General features: G+C 44.5%; 17 protein-coding genes. 2 read left to right on the plus strand and 15 right to left on the minus strand.

The window, feature by feature from the left end:
• Positions 1-162 precede the first annotated feature (162 nt).
• The 9 genes from FTW16_RS13250 to leuS all read right to left on the minus strand — a co-directional run bounded on the left by FTW16_RS13250 (position 163) and on the right by leuS (position 10,604).
• Complete coding sequence (locus FTW16_RS13250) at positions 163-1,344, minus strand: serine hydrolase (RefSeq protein ID WP_017067140.1); 1,182 nt, start codon at positions 1,342-1,344, stop codon at positions 163-165.
• 93 nt (positions 1,345-1,437) lie between these two features.
• Positions 1,438-2,277 (minus strand): septal ring lytic transglycosylase RlpA family protein, encoded by an 840-nt coding sequence (locus FTW16_RS13255; RefSeq protein ID WP_146491391.1) that lies wholly within the window; start codon positions 2,275-2,277, stop codon positions 1,438-1,440.
• Positions 2,278-2,280: 3 nt separating this feature from the next.
• Positions 2,281-3,402 (minus strand): rod shape-determining protein RodA, encoded by a 1,122-nt coding sequence (rodA, locus tag FTW16_RS13260; RefSeq protein WP_048607962.1) that lies wholly within the window; start codon positions 3,400-3,402, stop codon positions 2,281-2,283.
• Positions 3,402-5,294 carry a penicillin-binding protein 2 gene (mrdA, locus tag FTW16_RS13265; protein ID WP_048657915.1) on the minus strand — a complete coding sequence of 631 codons (1,893 nt, stop codon included), beginning with the start codon at positions 5,292-5,294 and terminating at the stop codon, positions 3,402-3,404. Before mrdA ends, rodA begins: the two co-directional genes overlap by 1 nt.
• Positions 5,295-5,300: 6 nt before the next feature.
• On the minus strand, positions 5,301-5,771 hold the full coding sequence (rlmH, locus tag FTW16_RS13270) for a 23S rRNA (pseudouridine(1915)-N(3))-methyltransferase RlmH (protein ID WP_004735246.1): 471 nt from the start codon (positions 5,769-5,771) through the stop codon (positions 5,301-5,303).
• A 3-nt stretch (positions 5,772-5,774) separates the two neighbouring features.
• A complete protein-coding gene (gene rsfS, locus FTW16_RS13275) occupies positions 5,775-6,092 on the minus strand; it encodes a ribosome silencing factor (RefSeq protein ID WP_004735247.1) in 318 nt (105 codons plus the stop codon).
• Between the two features lie 64 nt (positions 6,093-6,156).
• On the minus strand, positions 6,157-7,182 hold the full coding sequence (holA, locus tag FTW16_RS13280) for a DNA polymerase III subunit delta (protein ID WP_146491392.1): 1,026 nt from the start codon (positions 7,180-7,182) through the stop codon (positions 6,157-6,159).
• A 12-nt stretch (positions 7,183-7,194) separates the two neighbouring features.
• Positions 7,195-7,848 (minus strand): LPS assembly lipoprotein LptE, encoded by a 654-nt coding sequence (gene lptE / locus FTW16_RS13285; RefSeq protein WP_146491393.1) that lies wholly within the window; start codon positions 7,846-7,848, stop codon positions 7,195-7,197.
• A 179-nt stretch (positions 7,849-8,027) separates the two neighbouring features.
• Positions 8,028-10,604, minus strand: coding sequence for a leucine--tRNA ligase (gene leuS, locus FTW16_RS13290; RefSeq protein ID WP_146491394.1), 2,577 nt, complete (start codon positions 10,602-10,604; stop codon positions 8,028-8,030).
• A 263-nt stretch (positions 10,605-10,867) separates the two neighbouring features.
• Here leuS and FTW16_RS13295 point away from each other — a divergent pair, with 263 nt between their 5' ends.
• The gene (locus FTW16_RS13295; RefSeq protein ID WP_012603380.1) at positions 10,868-11,338 is read left to right on the plus strand and encodes a zinc ribbon-containing protein; all 471 of its coding nucleotides are present in this window, start codon (positions 10,868-10,870) and stop codon (positions 11,336-11,338) included.
• An 85-nt stretch (positions 11,339-11,423) separates the two neighbouring features.
• On the opposite strand, the gene lnt is transcribed toward FTW16_RS13295, so the two are convergent.
• From lnt to miaB, 5 genes are all read right to left on the minus strand, one after another.
• Positions 11,424-12,941: an apolipoprotein N-acyltransferase gene (gene lnt / locus FTW16_RS13300; RefSeq protein WP_146491395.1), complete on the minus strand. Its 1,518-nt coding sequence runs from the start codon at positions 12,939-12,941 to the stop codon at positions 11,424-11,426.
• Positions 12,942-12,973: 32 nt separating this feature from the next.
• Positions 12,974-13,864: a CNNM family magnesium/cobalt transport protein CorC gene (gene corC, locus FTW16_RS13305; protein ID WP_050646992.1), complete on the minus strand. Its 891-nt coding sequence runs from the start codon at positions 13,862-13,864 to the stop codon at positions 12,974-12,976.
• Positions 13,865-13,984: 120 nt separating this feature from the next.
• Positions 13,985-14,446 (minus strand): rRNA maturation RNase YbeY, encoded by a 462-nt coding sequence (gene ybeY, locus FTW16_RS13310; protein WP_146491396.1) that lies wholly within the window; start codon positions 14,444-14,446, stop codon positions 13,985-13,987.
• Positions 14,447-15,568: a PhoH family protein gene (locus tag FTW16_RS13315; RefSeq protein ID WP_146491397.1), complete on the minus strand. Its 1,122-nt coding sequence runs from the start codon at positions 15,566-15,568 to the stop codon at positions 14,447-14,449. It abuts the gene before it with no gap.
• Between the two features lie 164 nt (positions 15,569-15,732).
• On the minus strand, positions 15,733-17,157 hold the full coding sequence (gene miaB / locus FTW16_RS13320; RefSeq protein WP_060983373.1) for a tRNA (N6-isopentenyl adenosine(37)-C2)-methylthiotransferase MiaB: 1,425 nt from the start codon (positions 17,155-17,157) through the stop codon (positions 15,733-15,735).
• A 308-nt stretch (positions 17,158-17,465) separates the two neighbouring features.
• On the opposite strand from miaB, the gene FTW16_RS13325 reads away from it, so the two are divergent.
• Positions 17,466-18,641, plus strand: a complete 1,176-nt coding sequence (locus tag FTW16_RS13325) for a 2-octaprenyl-3-methyl-6-methoxy-1,4-benzoquinol hydroxylase (protein WP_146491398.1) — start codon at positions 17,466-17,468, stop codon at positions 18,639-18,641.
• A gap of 69 nt (positions 18,642-18,710) precedes the next feature.
• Here FTW16_RS13325 and FTW16_RS13330 read toward each other — a convergent pair whose 3' ends face one another.
• Positions 18,711-19,757 (minus strand): lactonase family protein, encoded by a 1,047-nt coding sequence (locus FTW16_RS13330; protein ID WP_146491399.1) that lies wholly within the window; start codon positions 19,755-19,757, stop codon positions 18,711-18,713.
• Between the last annotated feature and the right edge of the window lie 177 nt (positions 19,758-19,934).

Raw genomic sequence — 19,934 nt, forward strand, 5'->3', positions numbered from 1 at the left:
GAGTAATAAGGCGGAATATTACGTGTAAATATCACCGAACTCAAGATCAACAAAAGCCGCACATGGCGGCTTTTGGTTAACTAATGAGTAAATCATGAACTTACTCATTAGGTTAGCTAGACAACAAGCTTAGGTTTTACTTAGAACAAACCTTTGGCTGGTTTAGAATAAACCCTTGAACAGAAGAACTAGGTAGTCCCATAGGCGGCTGAATAGGCTGCCTTGGTCTACATCTTCAAGTGCTAGTAGTGGGTATTCAGCAACGTCTTCACCATCGACTTGGTAGAATAGTTTACCAACCACATCGCCTTTGCTGATTGGCGCTTCTAGCTCTTTCTCAAGAACGAAGCTTGCCTTCAGGTTCTTAGCTTGACCACGAGGTAGCGTAACGAAAGTATCTTCGTCGACACCCAGTGCAACGGTGTCTTTACTGCCCATCCAGATCTTCTCTTCTACGAAGGTTTCACCCGCTGTGTGTGGTGCCACTGTTTCGAAGAAGCGGAAGCCGTAGCTAAGCAGCTTTTTACTTTCTGTCTTACGAGCATTAGCATTCTTGGTACCCATAACTACAGCAACTAGGCGCATTTTGCCTTCGGTCGCTGAGCTTACTAGGCTGTAACCTGCATTGCTTGTGTGGCCCGTTTTGATGCCATCAACGTTCATGCTCTTATCCCATAACAGACCGTTACGGTTGTACTGGGTGATGCCGTTGTAAGTGAATTTCTTCTGTGAGTAGATACGGTACTCGTCTGGTACGTCGCGAATCAGAGCCTGACCAAGTAGCGCCATATCGTAAGGCGTTGAGTATAGGTTCGGGTTGTCTAGACCGTGCACGTTAGCGAAGTGCGTGTCTTTCATACCGATAGAGCTTGCCCATGCGTTCATTAGGTCAACGAATGCATCTTCAGATCCGGCGATGTGTTCAGCCATCGCAACACAAGCATCGTTACCTGACTGAACAATGATACCGCGGTTCAGTTCTTCAACTTTAACCGTTGTACCTACTTCAACGAACATCTTAGATGAATCTGGGAAGTTTTTAGCCCAAGCATTTTCACTGATTACAACATCGTCGTTTAAGTTGATGTTGCCACGTTCTAGCTCTTGGCCAATTACGTAGCTCGTCATCATCTTGGTTAAACTTGCTGGAGAAAGTTGAGTATTCATCTCTTTCTCTGCTAGTACTTTGCCTGAATGGTAATCCATCAGAACAAAACCTTTAGCGGCGATTTGAGGTGCATCAGGAACAACAATAGGAGCGGCGAATGACGATGTAGCTATCGTTGCAGAAAGAGCAACAGAAGTAGCAAAAATCGATTTAACAAGTTTATTAGATTTAATCATTTTGAATGCAATTATTTGGTGAACTATTCATATATTAACAGAATCACTCTGTCACACCAGAGCGCTGATTACCAGAAGTAACTGTTAGATTAATTAGCGAGTTAGGGTGTGTTTTTTTATATAAGCTGACGGGTAACCCATTAGCTTAACTTGTTCTAATTTTTCTTGAGTCAGAGCATAGTCATGAAATGGCCCAATCATCAGACGGTAGTTGTCATCATTTGGCTGCAAGAACGTTGCTACTTCTAGCTTTTCGGCTAGATCTTTAGCTAACTTCTCGGTTCTATCTTCATGCGGAGATGTTGCGACTTGAATGATAAATTGCGGTAAAGCGGCCTTTTTATTTGCGTCGGTTGGCATAGCCACAGTAATGACTTCAATCTCAACATTTGCCGTGCCCGTTCTCAGCACATCGAGCTTATAAGCTGCCGCATAACTAAGGTCAATGATTCGGCCTTCATGGAATGGGCCACGGTCATTGATACGAACAATAGTGGTTTTGTTATTGTCGGTATTCGTCACTTTTACATAGCTTGGAATTGGCAATGTTTTGTGAGCTGATGACATCGAATACATGTCGTAGATCTCGCCGTTAGACGTTAAGTGACCATGAAATTTCTTACCGTACCAAGAGGCCTTGCCTTTCTCAGTAAACCCTTCGGTCTTTTTTACGATCTTGTAGTCTTCGCCACGCAGAATGTAATCCGTATTACCACCTAAACTATAAGGTTCATACTGAGGATGAGCATCTTCTAAATGCTCTACCGAAATCGGTGCGTCTGGTGCAATATCTGAATCAATATCGTAGCGACCTGTTGGCTTTTGTGAAGAACACCCATTGATTAAAACCGCTAGCCCTAAGATAGAGACTATTTTTTTGATTGGCAGCTCATCAACTAAGGATGCTTTTTTTGGAAACGTTGTAATAGACATCGATTAGGTCGCCTTTGAGAATGCTTTTCTGTGTGTATGGATCGACATTAAAATACCAAAACCAGCCATAAGGGTAACCATTGAAGTACCGCCATAACTGACCAGAGGAAGAGGAACACCTACAACAGGTAGAATGCCACTTACCATGCCAATGTTTACAAAAATGTAGACGAAGAAGCTCAGTACAATGCTGCCGCCCATCATTCGGCCGAATGCTGTTTGAGCTTGGCTAGCGAGCACTAAGCCACGTCCAATAATAAACAGGTAGATGGCAAGCAAGAACAAGATACCAATCATGCCCCACTCTTCGGCAATTACCGCAAAAATGAAGTCGGTATGGCGCTCTGGAATGAACTCTAGTTGGGATTGAGTGCCTTGCAGCCAACCTTTTCCTGATATACCACCAGAACCTATCGCAATCTTACTTTGAATGATGTGGTAACCCGCACCTAATGGATCGGATTCAGGATCAAAAAGGGTTCTTACACGTACTTTTTGATATTCACGCATCAAGAAGAACCATAAGATTGGGATAAATGCCCCCAACGCTATTGCCGCACTAGCAATGATTTTCCAACTGATACCTGCTAGGAATATCACGAAGATACCGGATGCGGCGATAAGGATAGATGTGCCTAGGTCGGGTTGCTTTGCGATTAGAATCGTAGGTACAAACACCATCACTAGCGAGATCGCTAATGTTTGGAAGGTGGGTGGAAGTGAGCGCTTACCGATAAATCGCGCCAGCATCAAAGGTACCGCCAGCTTTAACAGCTCTGAGGGTTGGAATCGAACAAAGCCGAAGTTTAACCAACGCTGTGCACCTTTAGAGGCTTCACCAAAGAACAACACGCCTAATAGCAAGATGACACCGCCTGCAAACAGTAGTGGTGCCAAGGTTTCATAAGTGCGAGGAGAGATTTGCGCTAGGAAGATCATCACACCTAAAGACAGAGCCATACGCATCGCCTGGCGATCCATCATCGCAAGGCTTTGTCCGCTTGCGCTGTACATGATCAGTAGGGCAAAGCCCATTAAAACCAGAATGCCAAGTAAAAGCGGCAGGTCGATATGCAGCCTTTCGAATAGGGCTCTATTTCGTCCAGTTGAAGGATCAAGTTTCATTATTTAATTGGCTCACTTTGATAATCTTCTGCAAGGATAATATGGTCTAAAATCCTTCTTACTACTGGGCCGCCGTTAGAAGAGCCGCCACCTGCGTTTTCTAGAACGATAGTCACGACGGCTTCAGGATCTTCAAAAGGCGCGTAACCCGTAAAGAGGGCGTGATCGCGTAAGTGCTCTGCGATTTCATCCGCGTTGTACTCTTCATCTTCTTTTAAGCCGAACACCTGCGCGGTACCCGACTTACCAGCGGTTTGGTAAGACATCTTCTGGAATGAACGTCTTGCTGTGCCTTTCTTACCGTGGTTAGCCAGTCTCATGCCTTCCTGAGCGATATCCCAATACTTCTTCTTAACCCCGGTTAGTGGTGGGTAAGTTTCAATATCCGACATAATTTGTTCATCGAATGGGCGACCGTTATCAATGGTTGAACGCAGTAGGTGAGGGGCTGTTACTTCCCCTTCATTAACTAAAACTGATGTGGCTTTTGCAATCTGCATTGGTGTTGCTGTCCAGTAGCCTTGGCCAATGCCGACAGGGATAGTGTCACCTTGGTACCAAGGCACACGGTGTCTTGCCATTTTCCAATCACGAGTTGGCATATTGGCTTTACTTTCTTCATAAATATCGATGCCGGTATAATCACCGAATCCGAACATCATCATCCATTTGGATATGCGATCAATACCAAGGTCATAAGCAATTTGGTAAAAGAAAGTATCCACTGACTCTTCTATCGCTTTCTCGATATCAACGACACCGTGTCCCCAACGCAACCAGTCACGGAATGGTCTTGTTTTTGAGTTAGGGATCTTCCAATAACCTGGGTCATTACGCGTTGTATTGGGTGTAATCACACCTTCTTGCAGAGCCGCAACAGCAATGAAAGGTTTGATCGTCGACGCTGGTGGATAAATACCTAGCGTTGCACGGTTAACCAAAGGTCGGTCTTTGTCTTGAAGTAGCGCGTTATAACCTTTAGAGGAGATACCATGCACAAATGCATTTGGGTCGTAGCTTGGGCTAGACACCATGGCTAACACGCCATTGTCTTTAGGGTCGAGAACGATGGCTGAGCCACGGCGACCATCAAGTAATTTATGTACGTATAGCTGTAGCTTGATGTCCAAGTTGAGCACGATATCTTTACCCGGAACCGAAGGCACAAACTTCAGAGTGCGGATCACTCGTCCGCGGCTGTTTACTTCGACTTCTTGATAACCAGCGGTACCGTGCAACATGTCTTCGTAGTAGCGCTCAATGCCAAGTTTACCGATGTCACGAGTCGCTTGGTAATTAGCGTCTTTCTCTTCTCGTGCTAGGCGCTGCATATCACGGTCATTGATACGCGATACATAACCAATAACGTGAGTCAGCACATCACCATAAGGGTAGAAACGTTTTAACGTGCCTGTGACCTCAACACCAGGGAACTTATGTTGGTTTACAGAGAAGACCGCAACTTGTTCTTCTGTGAGTTGGTTCAGAATCGGTACTGACTTGAAGCGTCTTGAATTACGGCGATCACGATTAAAACGCTCGATGCGTTCTGGTGGGATCTCGATTAACTCTTGTAGACGGACAAGCGTGTCATCCATATCGTTGATTTTTTCTGGTGTGATTTCTAGGTTGAAAACGGGGCGGTTTTCGGCAAGAAGTACACCGTTGCGATCGTAAATCAAACCACGGTTAGGCGCGATTGGAACGACCTTGATACGGTTGTCGTTAGAGCGGGTTTTATAGTCCTGATATTGGTTGATTTGAATGTTGTAAAGGTTCATAACCAACATCGACATCATCACTATGATCCCTGCAAACGCAACAAAAGCACGACTAGTAAATAGTCGTGCTTCTGCTTTGTAGTCTCGGATTTGGCTACGTTTACGTAACATTAACGCTTATTCTCGATGATAAGGGTGGTTAGCAGTGATGCTCCAAGCTCGATACAAGCTTTCAGCCATGATAACGCGTACTAATGGGTGAGGGAGAGTAAGCGCAGACAGAGACCAACTTTGGTCTGCTGCCGCTTTACATGCAGGTGCTAATCCTTCAGGCCCGCCAATCAGGATAGAAACGTCACGTCCATCCAACTTCCAGCTTTCCAGTTGCTCAGCCAGTTGTGGGGTATCCCATTTTTTACCTGGGATGTCGAGCGTGACAATTCTGTTGCCTTTTGGCACCGCTGCCAGCATCGCTTCACCTTCTTTCTGAAGAATGCGTGCAATATCGGCATTTTTACCGCGCTTTCCTGCAGTAATTTCAATGAGCTCTAACGGCATATCGTGAGGGAAGCGACGTTTGTATTCTTTAAACCCTTCTTCAACCCACTTTGGCATTTTTGTACCAACTGCGATTAACTGGATCTTCAAAGCTTAGCCCCAAAGTTTTTCTAGTTGGTACAGTTCACGGTGTTCTTCTTGCATAACGTGAAGCATGCTTGTGCCCATATCTAGAACAACCCATTCACCTTCTTGCTGGCCGTCCATGCCTAGTGGTTGCATGCCTGCTTTACGTACTTCATCAGCAACATGCTGTGCAATAGAAGCAACATGGCGTTTAGAGGTGCCAGTACAAACAATCATGTAATCAGTAACACTTGATTTGCCTTCTACATCGATAGTCACAATCGATTCTGCTTTCATGTCGTCGGCTTTGTCTGCAAGAAAATCTTTTAGTTCTTCACGTAACACGGGGTGTTCCTTTAATCTGAATTTAGCTTTTTAGGGGCTGTTGACCCTAGAATATACCACGCTTTTATGCGTGAAATGGTATTGAAGCTGAAGGGATACAAAACTCTACGCTTAACTGATGAATTAGTGGCCAAGGCGACTGCTCATATTGAGTTTTTGTCATCAATTCAGCTTGAGTGAGCAACGCGAACAAAGAGTGTAATTGAGAAATCGAAACTCTTGTTAGCGCGGCGTTATAAAGAGGCTTTTTTGATTGCCAGATGCGGTGTTTCTCGAAGACCTGACCAATCGGCATCTGTTTCATTTGTTGTTGCATTTGCAGCAGTAAGGCGAGTTCTCGCTGCACGCTACGCAGTAAAATAACAGGCTCAACACCCTCAGCTTCTAATTGTCTTAAAATTCGCTGCGCTCGATTCCCTTTACCCGCCAGTAAGGCGTCACTCCAGTGGAATGGAGTAAAGTGGTTGTGTCGACTCAGCGATTCTTCTAAGCGTACTAATGTGAGCTTTCCATCTGGGTATTGGAGAGCCAGCTTTTCTAGGCTCTGAGTCAATGCAAAAAGGTTGCCTTCGTGCCATTGTGCCAACATTTGAATCGCCTCAGGATCTGGCGTTAAACCTATTTGACGGCAGCGAGCTTGGACAAATTGAGGTAATCGACTGACATCTGGCGTTAAGCAACTGACCCAGTGTCCTTGATTCGAGAGCGCCTTAAACCACTTAGCGTTTTCTTGAGCTTTAGTTAATTTAGTACCCACTAAGATCAACAAAATATCGTTATGGATATACTCTGAGATTGCGAGTAGCTCTTTTGCTATTGCGGCATTGACGCCTGACTCTGGCAGCTCAAGTTCGATGACTTGACGGCTAGAGAATAGGCTCAGTGCTTGAGTGCAGTCGTAGACTTGATTCCAGTCCAGACTGCTATCAATCGCAAAGCGGTGACGTTCTTCAAAGCCTTGCTGTTTTGCAGCCTTTTGAATCGCTTCTCGGCTCTCTTGCAACAGTAGAGGCTCGTTACCAAAAATGAGGTAAACATTACTCAACTGTTTAGCAAGTTGCTCTGATAAGCGGTCAGCAAAAATACGCATCAAATAAACCTATTACTCAGCCGATTCGCTAAGTGTTGGTTGCTCTGCTGAAGCCGGAACGATCTCAACGTCGTCAATTTCAGCATTCTTGATGTTGTATTGCTTTTCAAGTTCTTTTACTTGAACGTGCTCTAGTTCTTCTAGGTTCATGTTACCAGCGGCAATAGTCGCTTTAAGGCGAGCCATTTGGCGAAGAATTTGGCTTGTTGCCAGCTTACGCATTTCGTCTTCGATCATGTCGCGCTCAACTGATTTCGCAAGTGCTGTTAGCGGGTTATCTAGATAACTACGGGTTACGCTAGTAGAGAATGTCTTGGAGCCAATTTCAGGGATAGTGACACGATAAGAAGAGCGGAATGTCAGCTCTTTTTCTGCAGCACGAGTGTTTTGGTACAGAGACAGAGTTCGCTCACCAACGCTCTCACTAATAATGTGCAGGTTAGGGGTATTCTCAGCCGGTGGCACAATTTCTACATCATTCATACGTAGCTGACCTTTCATCATACGTGTAAACGTACTGTATTGGTCGTAACTGGTTACGGAGATCTTGTTGAGTTCTTCTGGTACGGAGTAATCACCACGCAGGTGGAAACCACACGCACTTAACAGACTGACGGTTAAAACAACAATAGTAACTTTCAATGAAGATAGTGAAATCAGGCGCATTATTTGATGGCTCTCATGAAGGTAGAATACTTATTTAAAGGCTTTAGCTAGATTGAGTTGTTAGGCTCAAATCTAAAGCGCTTAAATAAGTAGACAGGGCAATTAGCTACCCTGTCTACAGACTGCTTTTGATGAATTAAGTTCGTTAATTCTTTAGCAATTGCACTGTACTAACGAAATTAGCTAGCAACAATGTTTAGAAGCTTACCAGGAACGAAGATAACTTTACGAATCGTTAGGCCATCTAGGAACTTCTTAGCGTTCTCATCGTTTAGACCAAGTTCACGAACTTGCTCTTCTGTCGCGTCAGCAGCAACCGTTAGCTTCGCTCGTAGCTTACCGTTGATCATTACAACGATAGTCTTCTCGTCTTCAACTAGCGCTTTCTCATCGAAAGTTGGCCATGTTGCTGAGTCTACGTTTGATTCACCAAGTGCAATCCACATTTCGTAAGAGATGTGTGGAGTCATTGGGTAAAGCATACGAACTACTGCTTTTAGCGCTTCATCAAGAATTGCACGATCTTGTACTGACTCTTGAGGTGCTTTCGCTAGCTTGTTCATCAGTTCCATGATTGCAGCGATAGCTGTGTTGAACGTTTGGCGGCGGCCAATATCGTCCGTTACTTTCGCGATAGTCTTGTGGATATCACGACGAAGTGCTTTTTGGTCGCCAGATAGCGCAGAAGCATCAACAGATTCAGCTACACCTTTAGAAGAGTGAGCGTGAACCAATTTCCAAACACGTTTAAGGAAACGGTTAGCACCTTCAACGCCAGACTCTTGCCACTCAAGCGTCATGTCTGCAGGTGATGCAAACATCATGAATAGACGTACTGTATCAGCGCCGTACTTGTCTACCATCTCTTGTGGGTCGATACCGTTGTTCTTAGACTTAGACATTTTGATCATGCCTGAGTGTTCAACTTCGCGGCCTTGAGCGTCGACTGCTTTTTCGATGCGACCTTTACCGTCACGTTCAACCGTTACGTCAGTCGGAGCAATCCACTCTTTAGTGCCTTTTTCGTTTTCGTGATAGAACGCGTCAGCCAGAACCATACCTTGACATAGTAGTTGCTTGAACGGTTCGTCAGACGTCACGTAACCAGCGTCACGTAGAAGCTTATGGAAGAAACGAGAGTAAAGTAGGTGCATACAAGCGTGCTCGATACCACCAACGTATTGGTCAACTGGTAGCCAGTAGTTTGCTTTCTCTGGATCTAGGATGTCGTCAGCTTGTGGTGAACAGTAGCGAGCGTAGTACCAAGAAGATTCCATAAACGTATCGAACGTGTCTGTCTCACGTAGAGCAGGCTCACCGTTGAATGTTGTCTCAGCCCAAGACTTGTCAGCCTTGATTGGACTCGTTACGCCATCCATAACTACGTCTTCTGGAAGAATAACAGGCAGTTGGTCTGCTGGTACTGGGTGAACTTCACCATCTTCTGTTGTTACCATTGGGATTGGCGCACCCCAGTAACGCTGACGAGATACACCCCAGTCTCGTAGACGGAAGTTTACTGTCTTCTTACCTTTGCCTTCTGCTTCAAGCTTCGCAGCGATTGCATCGAATGCTTCTTGGAAAGCAAGACCATCGAATTCACCAGAATCGAACAGTACACCTTTCTCAGTGTACGCCGCTTCAGACACATCTAACTCAGAACCGTCTTCAGGCTTGATTACTGGGATGATATCGATGCCGTACTTAGTTGCGAACTCGTAGTCACGTTGATCGTGAGCAGGAACCGCCATTACCGCACCTGTGCCGTAATCCATAAGTACGAAGTTTGCTACGTATACAGGAACAACACGACCGTTAAGAGGGTGGATAGCTGTTAGGCCAGTATCCATACCTTTCTTTTCCATCGTTGCCAGTTCAGCTTCAGCAACTTTAGTGTTACGACACTCTTCAACGAATGCAGCAAGCTCTGGGTTGTTCTTCGATGCTTTCTCTGCAAGAGGGTGACCTGCAGCGATACCAACGTATGAAACACCCATCAGTGTGTCTGGACGAGTTGTGTACACTTCTAGTGGCGCTTCTTCGCCGTTAACAGCGAAAGACAGCTCAACACCTTCAGAGCGGCCGATCCAGTTGCGCTGCATGGTTTTAACCATTTCAGGCCAGCCTTCAAGGTTGTCTAGATCGTCTAGTAGCTCTTGAGCGTACTCAGTGATTTTGATGAACCACTGAGGAATTTTCTTTTGTTCTACCGGAGTATCACAACGCCAGCAGCAACCGTCTTCTACTTGCTCGTTTGCCAGTACAGTTTGGTCATTTGGACACCAGTTCACAGAAGAAGTCTTCTTGTAAACTAGGCCTTTTTCGTAAAGCTTAGTGAAGAACTCTTGTTCCCAACGGTAGTACTCTGGAGTACATGTTGCGAATTCACGGTTCCAGTCGTAACCAAAGCCTAGAAGCTTAAGCTGGTTTTTCATGTACTCAATGTTTTCGTAAGTCCATGGCGCAGGCGCTGTGTTGTTTTTAACAGCTGCGTTTTCTGCAGGTAGGCCGAATGCATCCCAACCAATTGGCTGCATTACGTTTTTGCCTTGTAGACGTTGGAAACGAGATACCACATCACCGATGGTGTAGTTACGCACGTGACCCATGTGCAGTCGGCCACTTGGGTAAGGGAACATAGAAAGACAGTAGAATTTTTCTTTGTTTGGGTCTTCACTTACAACGAAAGTTTCGCTGTTATCCCAGTGTTGTTGAACCTTTTGTTCAATCTCTTGCGGGTTATATTGTTCTTGCATCGATGGTATCCGGTTATCTTGGAATTTGTGAGTTCGGTTAGAACAGAATCTTACAGATCGTCATAGAATACCTAAAGGAGCTGAGTACAACAATAGTTATACCCTTCATACTTGCAGTTGCTGCCTAGTAGATTGTGTGATTTTCACTGAATTTCGCAGGGCAACTATACTTAAGAGTATGAATTGCATTTGTTTGTGAGCGGGAGTGCATTGCGGCGCATCCGTTTGCTCGCTTCAAGGTTGGTTATCTTAAGGAGGTTGTTATGCCGAAGAAAAAAGCACTCTATGAAGAAGTTGTTGAAGAGGTCATCGAAACGCTGAAGCATAGTCCTGAAGAGCTCAACAACAAAATCGAAACGTCAGGCAAGTATGCGAAAGCAGCCAACGACATGACCAAAGATGAATTATCGCTGATTTCAGCCTACGTGAAGTCGGACTTGAAAGAGTTTTCTGAAAGCTATGAAGAGAGTAAAAGCGGTCCATTCTATTTGATGATTGCAGACTCTATATGGCAAGGTCTTCTAGACATAACCGATCGAACGAAAGTTGAATGGGTTGAGCTGTTCCAAGATCTTGAACATCAGGGCTTATATCAAGCGGGTGAAGTCATTGGGTTAGGCACCTTGGTATGTGACGAGTGTGGCCATCAAACTGAATATAACCACCCAACCAATATCATTCCATGCATTAAATGTGGCTCTACAGGGTTTAGCCGCAAAGCACTTAAGCCGTAAACATGTAATTAACTTCAAACCGCGGCAATAAAAAAGGGTTGACCCACCAGTCAACCCTCGAATCTAAAATCACTTTTCGTCGAATCTAGCTCTTTGGCTGTCTTATTAGCCAACCAATCATCAAGCTGAGCATCGCCCAAATATACAGTGGCCAAGTACCTACTGTGTGATAAGGCGTTTGCCCATCCGTTGAAATGAGCTCGGCTTTTAACACTGCCGTTTCGAACTGAGGTATTTGCTTGATGATGTTGCCTTTGTAATCGGTAACTGCTGTCACACCATTGTTGGTAGAGCGAATAAGTGGCTTACCAAGCTCCAGAGCGCGCATTTGTGCGATTTCCATATGTTGTAATGGCCCAATAGAACGACCAAACCACGCATCGTTAGAGAGTGTGAGGATAAAGTCAGTCTCATCAGTCACATTCTGTCTAACTTGATCATTAAAGATGATCTCATAGCACAACGCTGGCGCTAAGTGGCGTCCATTTGCCACGATGTTTGGTTGAACAAAATCACCACGGCTGAATGATGACATCGGCAAATTAAAGAATGGTGCCAACGGGCGTAGGATATCTTCAAACGGGACAAACTCACCAAATGGCAATAAGTGATGTTTATGATAGCGTTCGTCTGGATCGTAGCTGTACTCACCATATGGGTTCACGCCAAGTGAAAGAACACTGTTGTAGTATTTCTTATCTTCAGACTGATTAAGCACGCCTGTGATGATAGAGCTGTTGTTCATCTTCGCTGCGCTATCTAAGTTACGTAGGAAAGAAGGAATCTCTACCTCAAACGCAGGGATAGCGGCTTCAGGCCAGATGATGATATCAGCGTCCCAATTTTCTCTGCTTAGGTCGGTGTACTTCATCATGGTTGGCCAACGATGACTTGGTAGCCATTTGCTATCTTGATCGACGTTGCCTTGTATTAAAACGACTGACGTGGTTTTTTCAGGGTTCGGCGTTACCCAATCGATGTTGCGAATACCAAAGCCAGTACTAAATACGACCGCAGGAATAACAGCGATACTCCAGGCTCTATTGATAACAGCATAAGCAAACGCTGATGCTGAAACAATGATCGCTAGAGTTACTAACTCTACGCCGCCAATCGGTGCAAAGGACCCTAATGGCGAATCGATTTGGCTGTAGCCTAACCAAAGCCAAGGGAACCCTGTCATTACCCATCCACGTAGCCAATCACTGATTAACCATAGTGCAGGTGCTGCGAGGAAAAAGCGGCTTAGATTATTAGCAGGGAAGAACTTGTTCAAACTCCAAGTAAATAGACCTGAATAAACAGCTAGGTAGCCAACAAGTAATGCCATCAAAAATAGGTTAGCTGCCAGTGGCATACCACCAAAACCATCAATGCTGACGTATACCCAGCTGATACCTGTCGTGAATTGACCTAAACCCCATCCGTAGCCAATCCAAAGCGCACTTTTAGGAGGGCGGTTATGAATCAGTAACAGCAACAAAGCTGGGCTGAGAATAGCAAGAGGCCATATAGAGTATGGAGCGAATGAAAGGGTGGTTATAGCGCCAACAAAAACGGCCGCAAGCGGCCGTAATAGGCGATGAATAAAAGTCTTAGTCATCTAATTTCTGTCATCTCTTTAGAGAGAAGTTGTTATTCTTCGATAGTCGGAAGAGGTTGCTCGTCAGGAATGGTTACCTGTAGCTGAATCACACGGCGGTTATCTGCTGATGTTATTTTGAAATGGTAGTTTTCAATCTCTACAATTTCGCCACGAACAGGCAGGTGACCGAGTGCGGTCATAACCATGCCGCCTACCGTATCCACTTCATCGTCACTAAAGGTAGTGTTAAACGTATCGTTGAACTCTTCAATAGTGGTTAAAGCTTTTACAGAGAAGGTATGCTTACTCAGCTTACGAATATCTAGCTCTTCTTCATCGTCGAACTCGTCTTCAATTTCACCAACGATTTCTTCGAGGATATCTTCAATGGTTACTAGGCCAGAAACTCCGCCAAACTCATCGACAACGATAGACATGTGGTAGCGCTCTTCTTGGAACTCTTTAAGCAGGCGATCTACTCGCTTGCTTTCAGGAACAACCACAACAGGGCGAATCACTTGTTCGATATCAAATGGGGCACTTTCTGAACCCAAATACTTAAGTAGGTCCTTTGCTAATAGAATGCCTTCAACATGGTCTTTATCTTCACTGATCACTGGGTAGCGAGAGTGTTGAGCATCAGTAATAAGCGCAATCAATGTATCTAAATCATCGGTGCGTTCAACTGTAACCATTTGAGAGCGAGGCAGCATGATATCGCGTACTCGCATCTCTGAAATTTCCATAACACCCTCGAGCATGTCGCGCGTGTCATGGTCAATTAGGTCATTAATTTCTGAGTCGCGGATTACATCCACGAGCTCTTGGCGATCTTTTACTTCACCTTGAAATAGTTGGCCTAGGCGTTCAAAGAAGGACTTTCTACTCGGACCTTCAGATTTTTTACTTCCCTCAGAAGTGGGGGGGTTACCTTCGTTCATGATTTCTCAAAAAATAACGCTATCAGAAGTGTGATAGCACACGTTACAACTCAGATTCCTGCGGAAATCGCAGGTTCGATGAGTTATTGTTTCTCTGCAACCTACTTTACTAGAATCAGTTTACTTTTCTAGAATATAAGGGTCTTCAAACCCCATAGATTGCATGATTTCTGTCTCGAGTGACTCCATCTCTTCAGCTTCATCATCTTCGATATGATCATAACCTAGCAGATGCAGACTGCCATGTACAACCATATGAGCCCAGTGTGCTAGCAGAGGCTTACTTTGCTCTTCTGCTTCTTTTTCGACAACTTGGCGGCAGATAATGAGGTCGCCAAGTAGATCTAACTCGATCCCTGGAGGAGCCTCGAATGGAAAAGACAACACGTTAGTTGGCTTGTCTTTGCCACGATATTCATGATTGAGCTGGTGGCTTTCTTGTATATCAACGATACGAACCGTCAACTCAGCGTTCTCTTGAAACTGAGGAATTGTCTTGTCCAGCCAAATCTGAATATCTTGCTCAGTTGGAAGACCTTGCTCATTTTCGACCGCTAATTGCAGGTCTAGTTCAATAGACATCTATTTATCACCTTGTTCTGCAATTACAGAGCTATTTTGTGTTGCTAATTGTGTCGTAACGGCCTGCTGAGCCTCAAGAAGTTTGGCTTCGCGCTCTTCACGTTTACGCTTTTCAAACTCTTTGCGTTCTTTCTGGTCTTTCGCTTCCCACTTCTCGTAGGCGTTGACGATTCGAGCAACTACAGGGTGACGAACGACGTCTTCAGACATGAAGAAGTTAAAACTAATGTCATCCACTTCACTGAGCACTTCAGTCGCATGGCGTAAGCCTGACTTTGCACCACGAGGTAAATCGATTTGCGTAATATCACCAGTGATCACAGCACGTGAATTAAAGCCGATACGGGTTAAGAACATCTTCATTTGTTCTACCGTGGTGTTTTGGCTCTCATCAAGAATGATAAACGCATCATTCAACGTACGACCTCGCATATACGCCAGTGGTGCAACTTCAATCACGTTACGTTCAATCAGCTTCTCGACTCGCTCAAAGCCAAGCATCTCAAACAGTGCATCGTAAAGTGGACGCAAATATGGGTCTACTTTTTGGCTTAAATCACCCGGTAGGAAACCAAGCTTCTCACCAGCTTCAACAGCAGGGCGAGTCAGTAGGATTCGGCGAACCTCTTGGCGCTCAAGTGCATCAACTGCTGCAGCAACGGCTAAGTATGTTTTACCTGTACCGGCTGGTCCAATACCAAAAGTGATGTCATGAGTGACCATGTTCATTAGGTATTGTGCTTGGTTTGGCGTACGAGGTTTGATGACGCCTTTTTTAGTCTTAATGGTCACTTCTTTGCCGTAGTTTATTTCAGACTCGACGTGTTGCTCCAAAATGCCAGACTCGGTGATCGCCAGATGCACTTGTTCTGGTTCGATATCGATTATGTTGCCTTTAACTGGAGCCGTTTCAACATAGAGGTGTTTGATGATGTCTAAAGCTGCGGCTGTCGTGTGAGGCTTACCGACAATCGTAAAAAAGTTGCTACGGTAATTAACCTCAACGCCCAGACGACGCTCAAGATGTTTGATGTTGTCGTCGAATGGCCCGCATAAACTTGCCAAGCGCTTGTTGTCTGCTGGCTCTAGATTTATCTCTAAGGTAACGATTTTATTGCTCAAATTAGCCTCTCATTTTGTGCCACTCACTCTTAAATAAAAAAAAAGAGCAAAAAGCCCGATTTAGACCGGGCTTCTGATGGTGATATCCCTATTTCTAAGATGGTCACTTAGTTAGGTAATTTCAAGCTTTGTGTTTGCGCTTTGTGCTCAAACAGTTGTATTGCCTATGGCGTAAATGTTGCTACACCTAGCTCGTCTTCACGTTTTGTTTTTTCCATCATTTCTGCTGGAGTCATAACAACGCGTAGCCCCATGTCTTTTTCTGTACGAACTAGCTCACCACGTAGTGAGTTGGTGTAAACCTCAGTGATCTTCACATCTACGAACTGACCGATTAGGTCTGCAGAACCTTCGAAGTTCACAACACGGCTGTTTTCTGTACGGCCACGAAGTTCCATTAGGTTCTTTCTTGATGGGCCTTCAACAAGGATACGTTGCTCTGTGCCTAACATTAGACGCGAGAAACGCATTGCTTGTGTGTTTACCGTTTGTTGCAGTTCGTACAGACGATCTTTCTTCTCTTGTGCTGGTACATCACATGGGTAATCTGCTGCTGGCGTACCTGGACGAGGAGAGAAGACAAAGCTGAAGCTCATATCGAAATCAACTTCTTTAATTAGCTTCATTGTATCTTGGAAGTCTTGTTTAGACTCACCAGGGAAACCAACAATAAAGTCTGAACTGATTTGAATGTCAGGACGAGCTTTACGCAGTTTACGGATAATAGATTTGTACTCGATCGCCGTATGTGGACGCTTCATCATTGTAAGAATACGGTCACTACCACTTTGTACTGGCAGGTGAAGGAAGCTCACTAGTTCAGGTGTATCTTTGTAAACGTCAATGATGTCGTCACCAAACTCAAGCGGGTGGCTGGTTGTGAAACGAATACGGTCGATACCATCGATAGAAGCAACAAGACGAAGCAGTTCTGCGAATGAACAGATATCGCCTTCGTGTGTTGGACCGCGGTAGGCGTTTACGTTCTGACCCAGTAGGTTAACTTCACGTACGCCTTGCTCTGCAAGTTGAGCAACTTCGAACAGTACATCATCCATCGGACGGCTAACTTCTTCACCACGCGTATATGGTACAACGCAGTAAGTACAGTATTTAGAACAACCTTCCATAATAGAAACGAATGCTGTCGCGCCTTCAGCTTTTGGCTCTGGCAGATTATCGAACTTTTCGATTTCTGGGAAAGAGATGTCCATTACTGGCTTTTCGTTAGACAGTGATGATTTAATCATCTCTGGCAAACGGTGCAATGTTTGTGGGCCAAAGATAACGTCTACGTATGGTGCACGTTGACGAATGTGATCACCTTCTTGAGTCGCTACACAGCCACCCACACCGATCACCACACCTTCTTTTTTATCTTTCAGCGTTTTCCAACGACCAAGCTGGTGGAATACTTTCTCTTGCGCTTTTTCACGGATAGAACAAGTATTCAATAGTAGTACGTCTGCTTCCTCAGGTACTTCAGTTAGCTCATAGCCATTTGCAGCGTTAAGCAGGTCGGCCATTTTTGATGAATCATATTCATTCATCTGACAGCCCCAAGTTTTAATTAGCAGTTTCTTACTCATTATATGTTCGCTCGATCGTTAGTTTAATTTAAGGGAGCAAATCGCCCATTATTCATCCACTAGCCCTGTTTGTCATAATTCGGTATTCAATTTTATGACAGGCTCTAGCGGCAAGCGGCGTATTGTACTGGTTTCAAAACCGACTGACTAGTAGTCTGAACAAATCTCTTATGTAGTGGTTTTTATTATCGTTAACGCCATATGCCATAAGGGATAACCCTTTTTTCGAATAAGGTTTTTGGTTACAAGTTAGTTATGAAAAAGTACAATCAAAAACAGTCAAAGAATCAAACTGATAAGTACAAAATATGAACAGTTACGATATTGTAGTAGTCGGTGGCGGCATGGTTGGTGCAGCAACAGCAATTGGTTTTGCAAAGCAAGGTCTGAGTGTTGCGGTGATCGAAGGTTTTGCTCCACAAGCTTTTGATGAGTCACAAGCGATGGATATTCGTGTTTCCGCTATTTCTCAAGCATCGGTCGATTTGCTTAACGATCTTGGCGCATGGCAACACATAGAAGCGATGCGAGTATGTTCTTATAAGCGCTTAGAGACGTGGGAGCACCCAGAATGTCGTACTCGGTTTGATGCAGAGTCACTTGATTTGCCTCGTTTAGGCTACATTGTTGAAAACCGACTCATTCAATTGGGCTTATGGTCTCAGTTTGATGCTTATGAAAATTTAGAACTGTTATGTCCAGAAAAGCTCGATGAGATTGAGTTTGGTGAAACCAATATCGTTAAGCTTCAATCAGGGGGAGAGCTATCCGCGAAGTGGGTGGTTGGTGCTGATGGTGCGAATTCAGCCGTTCGTCAACAAGCTGGAATTGGTATTACGGCTTGGGATTATCGACAACACTGTATGCTTATCAACGTAGAAACAGAACAGCCTCAGCAAGATATTACTTGGCAGCAATTCCTACCAAGTGGCCCTCGTTCATTTTTGCCTTTGTGTTCTCTAACCTCTGACGATCAAGAAGTCGGGCAGGGCTCGTTAGTTTGGTATGACTCTCCACTGCGTATCAAGCAACTGTCAGCAATGACCCCTGAAAAACTACGTAACGAAGTACTTACTCACTTTCCTAAAGAGTTAGGTGATATCAAAGTCTTGAATTCGGGGTCTTTTCCTCTGATACGACGTCATGCTCAATCATATTCGAAGAATAACTGTATTTTAGTCGGGGATTCTGCGCATACGATTAACCCATTGGCTGGGCAGGGTGTTAACTTAGGCTTCAAAGATGTATCAGTACTGTTGCATTCCACCAAAGAAAAGGGTGAATTGAATCAGTCTGTAGCAAGACGCTATGAAGTGATGAGAAGAGGCGACAACCTAATGATGCAGAGTGGCATGGATTTCTTCTACAAGACATTCAGCAACGACATTGGTCCGCTCAAGTTTGTACGTAATGCTGCGCTAAAATTAGCAGAAAACTCTGGGCCGATTAAAACTCAAGTATTGAAATACGCCTTAGGTCTTTAATTTATTAGTTCAGGTTATCTATATAGAGAAGGAGAGCAGATGCTCTCCTTTTTTGTATGGTGTTGAATGTTATAACTGCTGTGTAACGCAAACTGGTGCGTCGATCTCTAAAGAGTATCCTGTATAAACCAAAGATCCATCCTCATTATCTCGCTTGAATGAGGTGATGTTGTTGGAGTGTTGGTTTGCTGCGATAAGCCATCGTCCGCAGTCAGTAATATGAAAATCACGAGGGAAGCTGCCTTCAGTATTATAGCTATCAATAAAAATAGGCATTTTCGTTGTAGGCTCGATTCTGAAGCAACTGATCATCGATTGGTGTCGACATGATACATAGAGGAATTGCTCATCCGGCGATAGCTTTATTGCAGCTGTAGCCTCTCCTTTTTCCACATTTGGGAGCGCGTCAATCTCTTCGACAATACTCCAGTTCCCAAGAGTTTTTTCCATCATCAGTATCGTTTCAGAGAGCTCACAGATCACATAGGCTTTGTCTTCATCTTTATTGAAGACGAGGTGACGAGGTCCATTGCCCGCAGGAACTTTAATAGATTGCATAGGTTCGTCTAGAAACTCTTCTTGCTCTTCATCAAAGCAATAGAAGTTGATTCGATCAGCACCAAGGTCGACGGTGACAAATTGTGGTGAATTTTGTAAGAACAGACATTGATGAGCATGTGGAGCTGTTTGGCGTTCTTTGTTAGTCCCTGAACCCACCATAGCAATCGTTTTGAGTCGCTTATCGATATTGCCATTAATACTTAAACTAAAAATATCGAATGAGCCGGATGAGTATTGAGACGTAATAGCAAATTTGTGGCTAGGATCAATTGCGATGTGGCAAGGGTGAGCACCAGCGATAGTGCCGGAGTTCTTAACCGCCTTTGAGTTAGGGCTAGGTATATGAACTAACTGTGGCTGTTTTGGCTGATCAACTTCAGACGCGGTATAGATACCAAGCTCGGTTGCTACGACAAAAGACGGGTTAGTGCACTCTGCAACGAGATCTAAAGGTAATAGCTTTCCGTTTTCCAAGTCTAATTGAGCCTGATATACGCCTTGGCTTTTACTTGGCGTATCCGTGTAGCAACCGATCGTTAAAGTGAGGTTTTTCATAGGGTAGTCATACTCAATTAGAAAATGGAGCAGACATTGTCTTATAAAAAAGTCATGAAGTGATTAGATAGGGAGAAATACTTGGTGACGGGGTTATCAGATTTGCATATTCCAGATAAAACAAAACCCAGCTAAAAAGCTGGGTTTCATTCAATGATGGTGCGGTCGGAGAGACTT

This window comes from Vibrio sp. T20 (assembly GCF_007858795.1).
GTDB classification, from domain to species: Bacteria; Pseudomonadota; Gammaproteobacteria; order Enterobacterales; family Vibrionaceae; genus Vibrio; species Vibrio satsumensis.